This window comes from Marilutibacter penaei (assembly GCF_014145395.1).
Lineage (GTDB): Bacteria > Pseudomonadota > Gammaproteobacteria > Xanthomonadales > Xanthomonadaceae > Marilutibacter > Marilutibacter penaei.
Map to the genome: position 1 here is coordinate 51,380 of NZ_JACHTE010000006.1, position 13,129 is coordinate 64,508.

Below are 13,129 nucleotides of genomic sequence, written 5' to 3' on the forward strand. Positions count from 1 at the left end.
TCAGTTCGAAGGGGGCGCGGGGGGCGGCGTCACCGCCTCGGCGCGACGCCGGGCCTCGGCGGCTTCCCGCAGGCGCTGCAGCTCGGCGGTATCGACGATGGTGGCCACGTCGCGACTGGCATCGCCGACCCGACGTGCCAGCAGCCCCATCACCCACGCGACGGTGAAACCAAGCGACAGCAGCAGGCAGAGGGCCAGCACGCCGGGCGAACTGGTCAGGAAAGCCGCCGCCAGCGCGGCGAAAGCGAGCAGCAGGAACAGCCAGGGCATCATCTCGGTGCGATCCGGGCGGGGTGTGGGCACGAGTGTACCCGGGCCGTGCCTGCCCTCGCGCCCGGCCAGCCCGGTGCTGCGGCCATCCGTCGGTCGCCGGGCTTCCCCCTCACAGCAGCGGCGACACCAGCCGCGCGAGGGCCTCGGGCAGGCGCACGCGCCACAGGGCACGGTCGCGTTCGTCCTGGACCTGGCAGGCATAGTCGCACTCGCCTTCGATCAGCTCCGCCACCTGCGCGCACAGCCCCTTGTCCCGGAACAGCACGGACACTTCGAAGTTCAGCCGGAAGCTGCGGTGGTCGAAGTTCGCGCTGCCCAGCAGCACCAGGTCGTCGTCGCACAGCAGGGCCTTGGTGTGCAGCATCCGCGGGCCGTACTCGTAGATCTTGACCCCGGCCTGCAGCAATTCGTCGAAGTAGGACCGGGCGGCATAGGTCACCAGGTGGCTGTCGCTCATCTTGGGCACCACCAGGCGCACGTCCAGTCCGCCGAGCGCGGCGGACGTGAGCGCCATCCGCGCCGCTTCCCCGGGCACGAAATAGGGGGTGACCAGCCACACCCGCCTGCGCGCATCGTGGATCGCGCTGACATGCAGCCGATGGATGGCCTCCCACGGCGAATCCGGGCCGCTGACCACCACCTGGGCGGGCACCTTGCCGATCACCCGGTTCGGGTGGGCGAGCTGGAGGGGCGGTTCGCCCGTGGCGTAGGCCCAGTCCTCGATGAACACCAGCTGCAGCTCGAGCACCACGTTGCCCTCGAGCCGCATGTGCAGGTCGCGGTAGGCGTCGTCGCGCCGCCGCTCGTCCTCCTCGTCGGTGATGTTGATGCCACCGGTGAAGGCCACCCGGCTGTCGATCACCACGATCTTCCGGTGCGTGCGCAGGTTCAGCCACGGCCGTTTCCACAGGAACTTCAGCCGCATCGGGTGGAACCAGGCCACCTCGCCACCGGCGTCCAGCAACGGCTTCAGGAAGGTGTGCTTGCACTTCCCCGATCCCACCGCATCGATCAGCAGGCGGACCTTGACGCCGGCCTGCGCGCGGGCGACCAGCGCATCCCGCAGCTCGGTGCCGATGCAGTCCGGATTGAAGATGTAGTACTCGAGATGGATGTGTTCCCGCGCTTCGCGCACGGCGTCGATGAGGGCCGCGTACTTGGCCCCGCCGTCCACGAGCAGCTGGACCTCGGACGCGGTCGTCGGCGGCAGGCCGGTCACGGACTGGCCGAGGCGGGCGAGCTCCACCGCGTCGGGATCGGGCGTCAGGCCCGCCGGTGGGGCCGGGAGCGCAGCGCGCGACAGCTGCCGCTGCGCGGAACGGCGCCGGATCTTCTGCGGACCGAGGAAGTAGTAGATCAGGAAGCCGAGATAGGGCAGGGCGGCCAGGCTGATCAGCCAGCTCAGCGTCGCGACCGGCTCCCGCTTCTGCAGGATGATCCAGCCGCCGATCCACACCAGGTACACCAGCCAGCCGATCGCCAGCCACAGCTCGATGCGCGGAAGTTCGAAGAACGAGTGCCAGAATGCGATCAGGGGGAACCCTCCGGTGCATGAACGAGCCGTCCCCGGTCGCGCAGGGTGCGACGGGCGCGGCGTAGCCTAGGTGCATGGATGATGCCCGGAAACCGCGCGAACCGAATCCACGCCGCGTGAAGGGGCGCGGGGCGCCCTCGCAGGTGGACGGACGCTTCGCGGTGACCCGGGTGGAAGGCGCCGACGATGGCTGGGGCTCGCTGGGCGAGGCCCTGGCGGACACGCCCAACCCGGCGACGCGCGTCAGCGAGGAACGCGCCCGCTCCATCATCAGCCGCAACGCGTCGCCGGACGTCGGCTTCAGCCAGTCGGTCAACCCGTACCGCGGCTGCGAGCACGGATGCGCGTACTGCTTCGCGCGCCCCTCCCATGCGTACCTGGACCTGTCGCCCGGCCTGGACTTCGAGACCCGGCTGTTCGCGAAGACCAATGCCGCCGAACGGCTCCGCGACGAACTGGGGCGGCGCGCCTACCGCTGCGCACCCATCGCGCTCGGCATCAATACCGATGCCTACCAGCCCAGCGAGCGCCGCTACCGCATCACCCGTGCCTGCCTGGACGTGCTGGCCGAGTGCCGGCATCCGGTCAGCATCGTGACCAAGAGCGCGGCGGTCCTGGACGACCTCGCGCTGCTCGCGGACCTCGCGCGCGACCGGCTGGCGACCGTCTACCTGTCGGTGACCACGCTCGACAATCGCCTGTCGGCCCGCATGGAGCCCCGCGCGTCCGCCCCGCATGCCCGGCTGAACGCCATCCGCGCGCTCCATGAGGCGGGGGTGCCGGTGGGCGTGCTGGTGGCGCCGGTCATCCCGGGCATCACCGACCACGAGCTCGAAGCCATCCTCGAAGCCGCCCGGGAGGCCGGCGCCGCTTCGGCCGGCCACGTGCTGCTCCGCCTGCCGCACGAACTCCGGCAACTGTGGCGGGAGTGGCTGTCGGTGCACTATCCGGAGCGCGCGGCGCACGTCATGAGCCTGGTCCAGCAGATGCGCGGCGGCAAGGATTACGACAGCACCTTCGGGACCCGCATGCGCGGCGAAGGCCCGTTCGCCGAGCTGATCGCGCAACGCTTCAAGCGGGCGCACCGGCGACTCGGATATGCCCGCCTGCCGCCGCTCGACTGCAGCCGTTTCGTTCCGCCTCGGCCCGACTCGCCCCAGCGCGAGCTGTTCTGAGCCGGCGCTCAGACCCCGCCGAAGCCACCGGGCATCAGTGGACCGCCCAGCCATAGCCAGCGGGCGATCCAGGCGCTGGTCAGCGCGAGCAGGATCGACAGCGGCAGGCCGATGCGGATGAAGTCGCTGAAGCGGTACTGGCCCGGCCCGAGGATCAGCAGGTTGCCGTGGTGCCCGATCGGGATCAGGAAGGTCACGACCGCGCCAAGGGCCGTGCAGACCACGAAAGGCGTCACCGGAAGGCCGAGCGACTGCGCCAGCGAGATCGCAATCGGCCCGAGCAGCACCGTGGTCGCGGCATCCGACAGGACCTGCGACAGCAGCCCGGCCGCGGCGAACATCACCAGCAGGATCGACAGTGGCGACCATTGCGAGACCACCTGCAGCAGGCCCTGGGCGAGCAGGGCGGCAGTGCCGGTCTGCTCCATCGCGATGCCCAGCGGGATCACGCCGGCGATCATCACGAAGATGCGCACGTCGACCTCGCGGTAGGCCTGTTCGATGTCGACGCAGCGCGTGGCCACCATGGCCACCGCGCCGAGCAGGAACGCCAGCGGCACCGGCAGCCACTCGGTGGCGGCGGCGAGGATGGTGGCGCCCATCACCATCAGGGCGATCGGCGCCCGGATGCGTCGTTTGGCCTCGCCGGCGAACGGCACCAGCATCAGGAAGCCGTGATGCGCGGCCAGTTCCGCGAAGCGCGCGGGCTTGCCCCACAGGACCAGCAGGTCGCCTTCGCGGAGGCGGGCATCGGCGATGCGCGGCGCGATCGTCGCGTCGCGTCGCCACAGCCCGGCGATCACCGCATGGAAGCGGCGCGAGAAATCCAGTTCGCGCACCGAGTGGCCGATGAACTCCGAGCCCGGTGCCACCACCGCCTGCACCAGCTGTGCCTCGCCGTCGCCGGTCACGGTGCTGCCGAACCGCGCCACCGCGTTGAGGTCCAGGCCCGGGTCGTCGTGCAGCGACGCCAGGGTGTCGGCCGAGGCCTCCACCAGCAGCACGTCGCCGGAGATCAGCGGGCTGGACTCGCCCAGGTCCTTGCGCAGCCGGCCGTCGCGCATCCAGCCGACCAGGCGGAATTTCTCGCCCAGCGCCTTGCGCAGGTCGGACAGGGGGCGCGTGCTCCAGCGCGATCCTTCGACGACCAGCAGTTCGGTCCGGTAGCGGTCCAGGCGCAGGTATTCGTCGTCGCTGCTGTCGGAGCCACGCTTGGGCAACAGCCAGTGCGTGAGCAGCATGTAGACCATGCCGATCAGCACCAGGGCGATGCCGATCGGCGTGATCGAAAAGATCCCCAGCCCCTCGGTGCCGGTGCGCTGGATCAGGTTGTTGGCCAGCAGGAACGCCGGCGCACTGACGAGGGTGAGCGTCGTCCCCAGCGAAGCGGCAAAGGACATCGGCATCAGCAGCCGCGACACCGACAGCCCGCGCGCCCGCGCGAACCGGCTGAGGATCGGCAGCATCATCGCCGTCACCATCACGTGGTGCGTGAACGAGGACAGCGCGGCCACCACCGGCATCACCACCGCGATCGCCCGGCTCTCGCTGTGGCCGCCGACACGGGCGATCCACTGGCCGATGCGCTCGGTGATGCCGGTCGCGGCGAGTCCGCCTGAGATGATGAAGACCGCCGCGACGATGATCGCCGGCTCGCTGGCGAAGCCCGACAGCGCCTGCTTCGAGTCCAGGATGCCCGTCACCACCAGCGCCAGCAGGCTCAGCATGGCGGTCACGTCCACGCGCAGGCGCTCGCTGACGAACAGGTACAGCGTGCCCGCCAGGATCAGCAGGAACGCCACCTGCTGCCAGGACACCTGGCTGAGCAAGGTCTGCGTGAACGGGGAGGCGACGGCATCCATGGGGCGCATTGTGCGGCATAAGGCGCCGTTCGCCTGCACCGGGCCATCACGACCGTCCCGGCTACACTGGCATCGACCCCGGAACCACGATGCCGATGCAAACCACTGCAACGCTTTCCAGCCTGCCGGGCGATACGGCACTGCGTCTGGTCATGGCGGCGTCGGGCATCGGGATGGCAATCGTCTCCATCGACGGCCACTTCGTCGAAACCAATGCCGTGTTGTCGCGAATGCTCGGTTACGCGGGCGAAGACCTCGCTGGCCGCAGCCTCCAGGACGTGACCCATCCTGACGACCGCCCGCTCGTCGAGCAGTTCACCCGGCGCCTGACCCACGGCCCGGACGGCCTGCTCGATGCCCGCAAGCGCTATCTCCGCCGCGACGGCTCCATGTTCTGGGCGCAGTTGAACAGCGCGGTCATCCGCGACGCCGACGGCGAGCCGATGTACCTGCTCTCCCAGGTGCGCGACATCAGCGACGAAGTCCAGCGGGAGGAGGCCCTGCGCGCGCGCGCCGACCAGCGCGGCCTGGAGCTGGAGGCCTCGCATCACCAGCTGCAGCTGTTCGCCGATGCCGTCGCGCACGACATGCGCGCGCCGCTGCGGTCGATCGAAAGCTTCTCGCAGCGCCTCGGCCAGCGCCTGGCCCCGCACCTCGACGACGAGGCCCGCGAGCACCTGCAGCGCATCCACTCGGCGGCCAACCGCATGTCCAGCCTGCTGGACGGGCTGGGCCGGCTCTCGCGCGCCACCCGCGCGCCGCTGAACCCCAGGCGCGTCGACCTCAGCCTGCTGGCCGAGTGGGCGCTGGCCGAACAGCAGGACGCCGATCCGGACCGGCAGGTGGAGATCAGCGTCGAACCGGGCCTGCTCGCCGAGGGCGACGAACGCCTGCTCAAGCTGATGCTCGACGAACTCGCCGCGAATGCCTGGGTGTTCACCCGCGGCCGCGAGGCGGCTAGCATCGAGGTCGACGGGCGCTGCGAAGGCGGGCGGCTCCGCCTGCGGATCCGTGACAACGGCACGGGCTTCGACATGCGTTACCTTCATAAACTGTTCGAGCCGTTCCAGCGCCTGCATGGCCTGGAAGACGGCGCGGGACACGGGCTGGGCCTTGCGATTGCCCAGCGGGTGGCGGAACGCCACGGGGGGCGCATCACGGCCGAATCACGGCCCGGACACGGCAGCACGTTCACGCTTGAACTGCCGGTGCCACCCGCTGGAACAGGGGGAACGTGATACGTGGACAAAGTGATACTGCTGGTCGAAGACAATCCCGACGACATCGAGCTGACCCGCCTGGCCTTCGACGAGGCCAAGGTCGCCAACCAGCTGGTGGTGGCCGGCGATGGCGTCCAGGCGCTGGATTACCTGTTCGCGCGCGGCCCCCACGCCGACCGCGACCCGCACGACCTGCCGTCGATCATCCTGCTGGACCTCAACCTGCCCAAGGTGGACGGCCGCGAAGTGCTGGAAGCGATCCGCGCCGAACCGCGCACCCGCACCATCCCGGTCGTGGTGATGACCACCAGCTCCGAACCGATGGACATCGACGCCTGCTACGCGCTGGGCGCGAACAGCTACATCCGCAAGCCGGTGGACTTCGAGCAGTTCGTGTGGGCGGTGAAGCAGGTCGGCCTGTACTGGTTGGTGCTCAACCAGGCCCGCACCGCCTGAGCCGCGCCGGCGCGCCTCAGCCGCGCGCCCCGGCGCCACCGCCGTAGAGCGTCTCCGCGCGCTGGAACAGCACCCAGCTGGTGGCGATGTACTTGTCGCCGCCCTCGGGGCGGTTGCCGCGATGGGTATGGGTGAACGCGGCCGGCGCGATCAGCAGGCTGCCGGTCCGCGGCGCGACCTTGCGTCGCTGGTGCAGGAACTCGGTCTCCCCGGCCCCGAACCCCTCGTTGAGGTACACCGTCCACAGCAGGTGGCGATGCAGGGTCTCGCCGTGGGCATCGCGCGGGAACAGCTCGCAGTGCCAATAGGGATAACCGCCGCGCCCCCCGGTGTAACGCTGCAGGTTGATCGCGCCGGGACGGAGCACGGTCTGGGCGACCCCGGCCAGCGCCTCGTCGTCCATGGCCTGCAGGCGTTCGGCGGTGAGCCGGTGGCGGCGGCCGTCCGGATCGGCCACCTCCAGCATCAACGGCGCGATCAGGGTGTAGGGATGGCGGCGCAGGTAGGCCATCACGCCCTTGAACACCGCGGCATTCAACTGCTGCTCGATGTCCTGCCACTCGGGCTTGCCCGCCAGCGTGATGTCGCGGCTGTCCTTGAGGTCCGGGCGGTGCCCGCCGCCGACCAGGCCGGGCTGGTCGGCGCCGCTGCGCTCGAAGCGCTCGATCATCGCCGCGCACTGCGCGCGGTCGAGCGCATCCGGGAAGACTTCGATGAAGTCGGGGGCGGTGTCGTCCATGCCAATGCCGGTGTCGGAGCCGGCCTGCATCCTCGCATGAAGCCCCGGGGGAGGGCCAAACCGTGCGCCCGGGGCAGGGGCCTCAGCCGGCGTCGTGGCGGGCGTGGTAGCCCACCGCGGCCTCGACCTCGGCCTTGGAGCCGAGGAACACCGGCACGCGCTGGTGCAGGCCGGTCGGCTGGACCTCGAGCATGCGCTGGCGGCCAGTGCTGGCGGCACCGCCGGCCTGCTCGACCAGGAAGCTCATCGGGTTGGCTTCGTACATCAGCCGCAGCTTGCCGCCCTTGGCCGCGCACTTGCTGTCGAGCGGATAGCTGAAGATGCCGCCGCGGGTCAGGATGCGGTGCACGTCGGCGACCATGCTGGCCACCCAGCGCATGTTGAAGTCCTTGCCGCGCGGGCCTTCCTTGCCGGCCAGGAGGTCACCGACATAGGCCTGCATCGGCGCTTCCCAGAAGCGCTGGTTGGACATGTTCACGGCGAATTCCTTCGTCTCCTCGGGAATCGTCATGCCGCGCTGGGTCAGCACGAAGCTGCCGATCTCGCGGTCCAGGGTGAAGGCATGGGTGCCGTGGCCGATGGTCAGCACCAGCATCGTGCTGGGCCCGTAGGTGCAGTAGCCGGCCGCGACCTGCGCGGTGCCGGGCTGCAGGTAGTGCTCGTCGGCCGGCGTGGTGACGCCGTCGGGGCAGCGCAGCACCGAGAAGATCGTGCCGACCGAGATGTTCACGTCGATGTTGGAGCTGCCGTCCAGCGGATCGAACAGCAGCAGGTAGTTGCCGCGCGGATGGACGTCCGGGATCGGCTGGCTGTGGTCCATCTCCTCCGAGGCGAGGCCGGCTAGGTGCCCGCCCCAGGCATTGGCCTCCATCAGGATCTCGTTGCTGAGCACGTCGAGCTTCTTCTGCGCCTCGCCCTGGATGTTGATGCTGGCCTCGCCGGCGGTGCCGGCATCGCCGAGCACGCCGCCAAGCGCGCCCTTGCCGACCGCGATCGAGATGCTCTTGCAGGCCCGGGCCACGACTTCGATCAGCAGGCGGGCATCGGCATTGATGCGCCCGGCACGCTGTTCCTCGAGGAGATGGCGGGTCAGTGAAACGGTGCTGGACGGCGACATGGCGGGTGCAGGCCTGCGGAAACGGGGCGCCATTGTCGCCGAAAGCCACCGGCGGTGCTGCCTTCGGGCGGAGGAAAAACCCAGCAAAAACAATGACAACGATGTCAGCTGGCATGCCCGGTAGGCAGCGCTCCTGCCGCGACGCCGGGGCAGGAGCGGTCCACGTACTCGGGTGCGGGCGCCGTGCACGGGCCAGCGCGGCGCGCAAGCGGACACGGGACCGTCTCCGAACGGGGCACCCCGGCCCTGCGGCCGGCCCGCCGGGCGTCCACGCGCACCGCGCCGGCCCCGTCGAGGTCCCCGTCGTGCCCGCCGATGGACCTGGCGGGGCCCCGGCCGGACGCCCGCGGTCCGCAGGCGAACCGCGCTGGCCCTCGCGCGAACCCGATGCGGTCCATGCGAGCGCTGTTGGGACGAGTCGTCGGGCAGAAAGGCATTCGTGATTGCGGGGTGGGGGGTCGTAGGAAGCCGGTGGCTCTGGAAGTCGCGTGACACGCCGTGAATCCGTCCTTGGAGGCTCGGGCGCGGCATCCATGCCGCGCACGGTCACGCGACTTCCAGAGCCACCGGCTTCTGACCGGCTGATCGGCGCCTGTGATGAGAAGCAACCGAAAACCCGGAGCTACACGTTCGCGATAGGCGCTGCCCGGCGGGAGGGGGGTTGCGGAGAGCAGACCACGAAGGTCTGCGACCCGACTTAAAGACAGGACGTCGTCAGGAGGGCGCAGCAACCCCCCTCCCGCCGGGCGGCGACGCCATCCGAAGCCCGTGCCTCGAGAACCTCGCAAGCCTCGAACGCCCGCACTCCGGAAACGCCGCCCACCCCACTCGCGGCGGCGACCTCAGGCCGCGATGCGCATCCGGTGGGCATGTCGGCGCACCGCGCGGGCGAGCGCGTCGCGGGCCATGGCCAGCATCAGCAGCGGGGCGGCGGGATCGGCCGAGGTCATCACGCGCCTCGCCGCTTCGATCGCATCGCTGGCGAGATCGGCGTCTTCGCCCAGGAGGGCCCGCAGCTGGCGCTGGTGCCGGTCCAGACGCCGCTCGAACGCCGGGTCGAGTCCGACGCCCGCATGCGCCACCACATGCTGGAACGCGGCTTCGATACCGGCGTGGACGTCTTCGAGGGTACGGTCGGGTCGGGTCATGCCCACACTCTTGGCGGATCGGGTCGCGGAGCTTGCGACGGGCGGAGTGTGGGCGGCGTGCATGACACCGGCGTGCGTTCAGGGTGACGGTTGCGCTCGGTTCAGACGCGCCGGGCTGCGGCCGACGGCTGCTGCCAGCAGGCTGGCAGGAGGCAGGTGGCAGGCTGGACCGGACGCCATCACACGGAGTGACACGATGCGCCCCGCTTTCAATTTCGATCCCGTGGCAGCGGATGCCCGGGTTTCCCCCGCGACCGCCCCGGGCGAAGATGCCGCATGCGCCGCGCCGACCGCCTGTTCCTGCTGATCCATGCGTTGCGTGGCCGCCGCCGTGCGATCACCGCCCAGCAGCTGGCCGACACGCTGGAAGTCTCGCTGCGCACGGTCTACCGCGACGTCGCCGACCTGCAGCGCTCCGGCGTGCCGATCGAGGGCGAGGCCGGTGTCGGTTACCTGCTGCGCCGGGGTGCGGACATCCCGCCGCTGATGTTCACCCCGGACGAGCTCGAAGCCCTGGTGGTCGGCACGCGGTTCGTCCGTGCCTTCGGGGGCGTGCGGCTGGGGCGCGGCGCGACGTCCGCCCTGCTCAAGATCGAAGCGGTGCTGCCGCCCGGGCTGGCCGACATCGCCGACCGCAGCCGGATCTTCGCGCCCGAGGTCGAGCGGCTCGAGAACAGCGGCCTGATCGACGGCCTGCACGAGGCGATCACCGCCCGCCGACTGTTGCGGCTGGCGTACCGCGACGAAGCGGGACAGCCGAGCGAGCGGGACATCGAACCCCTGTGCCTCGCCTTCTGGGGCGGCAGCTGGACGCTGGGGGCCTGGTGCCGGCTGCGCGCCAGCTTCCGCAGTTTCCGCCCGGACCGCATCGTGGGTTGGCGCGAGACCGGCGAGGTGTACCCGGACGACCCGGCCCGCGGGCTGGACGCCTACCTCCGTGCCATGCGAGCGGATGAGGCACGACCGGCCGGCTGAGCACCGCCCGTCGGCCCCTGCAACCGCCGCGTCGATCCACGCATCCCTTCGTTCGTCGCCGTATACCCGGGTTCGTCGCCTGCCCCCTTTTCCCCGCCGGGGGGCTGGCTATGCTCGGTCCATCGTCATTGCCAACGTCTTCCCGGTCGCCTCCCATGAGCTTCGGTTTCTTCTTCATCGCACGTCGCGTCGCCGCCTGGGCGGCGGTCTTCATCGTGCTGACCATCCTCTGGGACGAGTTGCCGTTGCCGGACGTGGTGCCGTTCTTCCTGTTGTTCCTGATCGCGGCGATCGCGGTGGTGTCGCTGGGCACCTCGCACCTGCGCCGGGTGCGCATGATCGCTGGCGACGTCGACGCGACCACGGTGGCCAGCCGCCAGCGCCGCCAGATCGAGATCCCGCTGGATGCCGACGAGGCCTTCGCCCTGCTCGATGCCGCGATCCGCGACCTGCCCGGCGTGGTGCATGTCGACACGGCACGCGACAGCCTGCAGGTGCGGGCGCGGGTCGCGACGCAGAAGCCGGCGGAAGGTTGGGTCTCCCGCGTGCTGGCCTTCCTCGACGGCCTGGTGCGCGCCTCCTGCGGCCGCATCGTCGCCACCCTGGCGCCGGGCGACGGCAGCAGCCGTGCGACCGTGCTCTGTGAACCCGACACCGATGCCTGGAGCGACTGGTTCCGCATCGACGACGGCAGCAACCTCGACAACGCCGAAGCCCTGGCCCGTGCGATCACCCGCCGCGTGGCCGAACACCGGCGCCGCGAACAGGCCGCCGTCCGCCAGACCGAAACCGAGAAGGAACTCACCGTGGCCAAGCTCAGCCTCCTGCATGCGCAGGTCGAACCGCACTTCCTCTACAACACCCTGGCGAGCGCGCAGGTGCTGACCCGCCACGACCCGCAGCGCGCCGACGTGATGCTCGGCCACCTGATCGACTACCTTCGCCGCTCGCTGCCGCGTGCCGACGAGTCGATGTCGACGCTGGGCGCGGAGCTGGACCGCTCCACTGCGTACCTGGAGATCCTCAAGCTGCGCATGGGGCCGCGCCTGCAGGTGCAGGTCGACGTGCCCGCGGACCTGCGCGGCGTCGCGCTGCCGCCGATGATGCTGCAGACCCTGGTCGAGAACGCCATCAAGCACGGCCTGGAGCCCAAGCCCGGTGGCGGCACCGTCTGGCTGCTGGCGCGCGCCTCCGACCACAAGCTGGCGGTGACCGTCGCCGACGACGGCATGGGCTTCAACACCCAGAACAGCGGCACCGGCATCGGCCTGAAGAACGTGCGCGAACGCCTGCGGCTGACCCATGGCGAGGCCGCGCACCTGGCCGTCGTCGCCAACTTCCCGCAGGGCGTCGCGGCGACGATCACCGTGCCGCTGGACCGCCCGCTGCCGCCGCCGGTGCCCGCCGCCGATGCCGAGGAGGCTCCCCATGCCTGAGTTCCGCGCCATCGTCGCCGAGGACGAAGCCCTGCTGCGGCAGTCGCTGGTCGAGCAGCTGATGCGGGCCTGGCCCGGCCTGGAGATCCTCGCCGAGTGCGAGGACGGGGCCGAGGCACTGGATGCGATCAGTGAGCATCGCCCGGACGTGGCCTTCCTCGACATCCGCATGCCGGGCCTGACCGGCCTGGACGTCGCCGCCGCCGCCGCCGAGGCCAGCCCGTCGACCCGCATCGTCTTCATCACCGCCTACGACCAGCACGCGATCGAGGCCTTCGAGCACGGCGCGGTCGACTACCTGCTGAAGCCGGTGGACAGCGAGCGCCTCGCCACCACCATCAAGCGCCTGCAGGCGGCCCCCGCCAATCCGGTCGATGCCGCGCTGATCGAGGCCCTGGCGGCGCGCCTTAGGGGCGGCGGCAGCCTGTCGCCGGCTGAGCCGCTGACCTGGATCACCGCCAGCGCCGGTCGTGAGACGCGGCTGATCCTGGTCGACGACGTCGCCTATTTCCGCGCCGACCACAAGTACACCGTGGTGGTCACCGCCGAGGGCGAGTCGGTGATCCGCAAGCCGATCCGCGACCTGCTGCAGGTGCTCGACCCCAACGTGTTCAAGCAGGTCCACCGCTCGACCATCGTCAACCTGCGCGCGGTCGCCGCCATCGTCCGCGACGACAGTGGCCGCGGCAGCCTGCGGCTGCGCCAGCGCGACGAGACCCTGCCGGTCAGCGCGCCGTTCATGGCCCTGTTCAAGCACATGTGACCGCGGACCGCCGCGGAGGAAGGAATCGAAATGCTGATGCGCCACATCGTCCTGCTTGCCCTGGTCGCGCTGTCGACCGCCTGCACCGGCACGCCGGGCACCACGGTCGTGCTGCGTCGCGCCGACGACGGCCAACTGGGCTTCCACAGCGTGACCGAGGCCTTCCCGGGCAGCGCGCGCTTCGAGTGCCACGCCAGCGAAACCGGACGCTGCCATTACGCCGTCTTCGGCGGGGCCTGTGGCGGCCTGACCGCCGCCTTCGGCGACCGCATCGTGCGTTGCGCCGAGACCGCGTCGCCACGGCTGCAGTTCGATCTCCAGGTCGGCGAACAGCGCGACGTCAGCGACCTGCCGCTGGACTTCCGCCATTGCGTGCGCGAGCAGTCCGGGCCGCTGACCGCTGCCTGCCTCGGCCAGCGCGTGGGTTGAGC

General features: G+C 70.5%; 13 protein-coding genes. 7 read left to right on the forward strand and 6 right to left on the reverse strand.

What is annotated here, in order from left to right:
* Both H4F99_RS09225 and cls read right to left on the reverse strand, forming a co-directional pair.
* Positions 1-273, reverse strand: coding sequence for a hypothetical protein (locus tag H4F99_RS09225; protein WP_246371658.1), 273 nt, complete (start codon positions 271-273; stop codon positions 1-3).
* Positions 274-382: 109 nt separating this feature from the next.
* Positions 383-1,807, reverse strand: a complete 1,425-nt coding sequence (gene cls / locus H4F99_RS09230) for a cardiolipin synthase (RefSeq protein WP_182669665.1) — start codon at positions 1,805-1,807, stop codon at positions 383-385.
* Between the two features lie 74 nt (positions 1,808-1,881).
* On the opposite strand from cls, the gene H4F99_RS09235 reads away from it, so the two are divergent.
* Positions 1,882-2,982: a PA0069 family radical SAM protein gene (locus tag H4F99_RS09235; RefSeq protein ID WP_182669454.1), complete on the forward strand. Its 1,101-nt coding sequence runs from the start codon at positions 1,882-1,884 to the stop codon at positions 2,980-2,982.
* An 8-nt stretch (positions 2,983-2,990) separates the two neighbouring features.
* Here H4F99_RS09235 and H4F99_RS09240 read toward each other — a convergent pair whose 3' ends face one another.
* Complete coding sequence (locus H4F99_RS09240; protein WP_220481110.1) at positions 2,991-4,844, reverse strand: SLC13 family permease; 1,854 nt, start codon at positions 4,842-4,844, stop codon at positions 2,991-2,993.
* Positions 4,845-4,933: 89 nt separating this feature from the next.
* Here H4F99_RS09240 and H4F99_RS09245 point away from each other — a divergent pair, with 89 nt between their 5' ends.
* Both H4F99_RS09245 and H4F99_RS09250 read left to right on the forward strand, forming a co-directional pair.
* Positions 4,934-6,082, forward strand: a complete 1,149-nt coding sequence (locus H4F99_RS09245; RefSeq protein WP_182669455.1) for a sensor histidine kinase — start codon at positions 4,934-4,936, stop codon at positions 6,080-6,082.
* Between the two features lie 3 nt (positions 6,083-6,085).
* Positions 6,086-6,520, forward strand: coding sequence for a response regulator (locus H4F99_RS09250; RefSeq protein WP_182669456.1), 435 nt, complete (start codon positions 6,086-6,088; stop codon positions 6,518-6,520).
* Between the two features lie 16 nt (positions 6,521-6,536).
* Here the strand turns inward: H4F99_RS09250 and H4F99_RS09255 are convergent, their stop codons facing one another.
* From H4F99_RS09255 to H4F99_RS09265, 3 genes are all read right to left on the reverse strand, one after another.
* Positions 6,537-7,259, reverse strand: a complete 723-nt coding sequence (locus tag H4F99_RS09255) for a 2OG-Fe(II) oxygenase (protein ID WP_182669667.1) — start codon at positions 7,257-7,259, stop codon at positions 6,537-6,539.
* An 82-nt stretch (positions 7,260-7,341) separates the two neighbouring features.
* A complete protein-coding gene (locus H4F99_RS09260) occupies positions 7,342-8,376 on the reverse strand; it encodes a class 1 fructose-bisphosphatase (protein ID WP_182669457.1) in 1,035 nt (344 codons plus the stop codon).
* A gap of 842 nt (positions 8,377-9,218) precedes the next feature.
* On the reverse strand, positions 9,219-9,524 hold the full coding sequence (locus H4F99_RS09265) for a hypothetical protein (RefSeq protein WP_182669458.1): 306 nt from the start codon (positions 9,522-9,524) through the stop codon (positions 9,219-9,221).
* Positions 9,525-9,800: 276 nt separating this feature from the next.
* Here H4F99_RS09265 and H4F99_RS09270 point away from each other — a divergent pair, with 276 nt between their 5' ends.
* From H4F99_RS09270 to H4F99_RS09285, 4 genes are all read left to right on the forward strand, one after another.
* A complete protein-coding gene (locus tag H4F99_RS09270; protein ID WP_182669459.1) occupies positions 9,801-10,499 on the forward strand; it encodes a helix-turn-helix transcriptional regulator in 699 nt (232 codons plus the stop codon).
* Positions 10,500-10,654: 155 nt separating this feature from the next.
* The gene (locus H4F99_RS09275) at positions 10,655-11,935 is read left to right on the forward strand and encodes a sensor histidine kinase (RefSeq protein ID WP_182669460.1); all 1,281 of its coding nucleotides are present in this window, start codon (positions 10,655-10,657) and stop codon (positions 11,933-11,935) included.
* A complete protein-coding gene (locus tag H4F99_RS09280) occupies positions 11,928-12,698 on the forward strand; it encodes a LytR/AlgR family response regulator transcription factor (protein ID WP_182669461.1) in 771 nt (256 codons plus the stop codon). The genes H4F99_RS09275 and H4F99_RS09280 overlap by 8 nt, the downstream gene beginning before the upstream one ends.
* Before the next feature lie 36 nt (positions 12,699-12,734).
* Positions 12,735-13,127 (forward strand): hypothetical protein, encoded by a 393-nt coding sequence (locus tag H4F99_RS09285; RefSeq protein WP_182669462.1) that lies wholly within the window; start codon positions 12,735-12,737, stop codon positions 13,125-13,127.
* Positions 13,128-13,129 lie beyond the last annotated feature (2 nt).

Bases quoted from the DNA above. Each gene is read 5' to 3' on its own strand.
- H4F99_RS09225 (WP_246371658.1), bottom strand. From the start codon at position 273: ATGATGCCCTGGCTGTTCCTGCTGCTCGCTTTCGCCGCGCTGGCGGCG.
- H4F99_RS09235 (WP_182669454.1), top strand. From the start codon at position 1,882: ATGGATGATGCCCGGAAACCGCGCGAACCGAATCCACGCCGCGTGAAG.
- H4F99_RS09240 (WP_220481110.1), bottom strand. From the start codon at position 4,844: ATGGATGCCGTCGCCTCCCCGTTCACGCAGACCTTGCTCAGCCAGGTG.
- H4F99_RS09245 (WP_182669455.1), top strand. From the start codon at position 4,934: ATGCCGATGCAAACCACTGCAACGCTTTCCAGCCTGCCGGGCGATACG.
- H4F99_RS09255 (WP_182669667.1), bottom strand. From the start codon at position 7,259: ATGGACGACACCGCCCCCGACTTCATCGAAGTCTTCCCGGATGCGCTC.
- H4F99_RS09260 (WP_182669457.1), bottom strand. From the start codon at position 8,376: ATGTCGCCGTCCAGCACCGTTTCACTGACCCGCCATCTCCTCGAGGAA.
- H4F99_RS09265 (WP_182669458.1), bottom strand. From the start codon at position 9,524: ATGACCCGACCCGACCGTACCCTCGAAGACGTCCACGCCGGTATCGAA.
- H4F99_RS09270 (WP_182669459.1), top strand. From the start codon at position 9,801: ATGCGCCGCGCCGACCGCCTGTTCCTGCTGATCCATGCGTTGCGTGGC.
- H4F99_RS09275 (WP_182669460.1), top strand. From the start codon at position 10,655: ATGAGCTTCGGTTTCTTCTTCATCGCACGTCGCGTCGCCGCCTGGGCG.
- H4F99_RS09280 (WP_182669461.1), top strand. From the start codon at position 11,928: ATGCCTGAGTTCCGCGCCATCGTCGCCGAGGACGAAGCCCTGCTGCGG.
- H4F99_RS09285 (WP_182669462.1), top strand. From the start codon at position 12,735: ATGCGCCACATCGTCCTGCTTGCCCTGGTCGCGCTGTCGACCGCCTGC.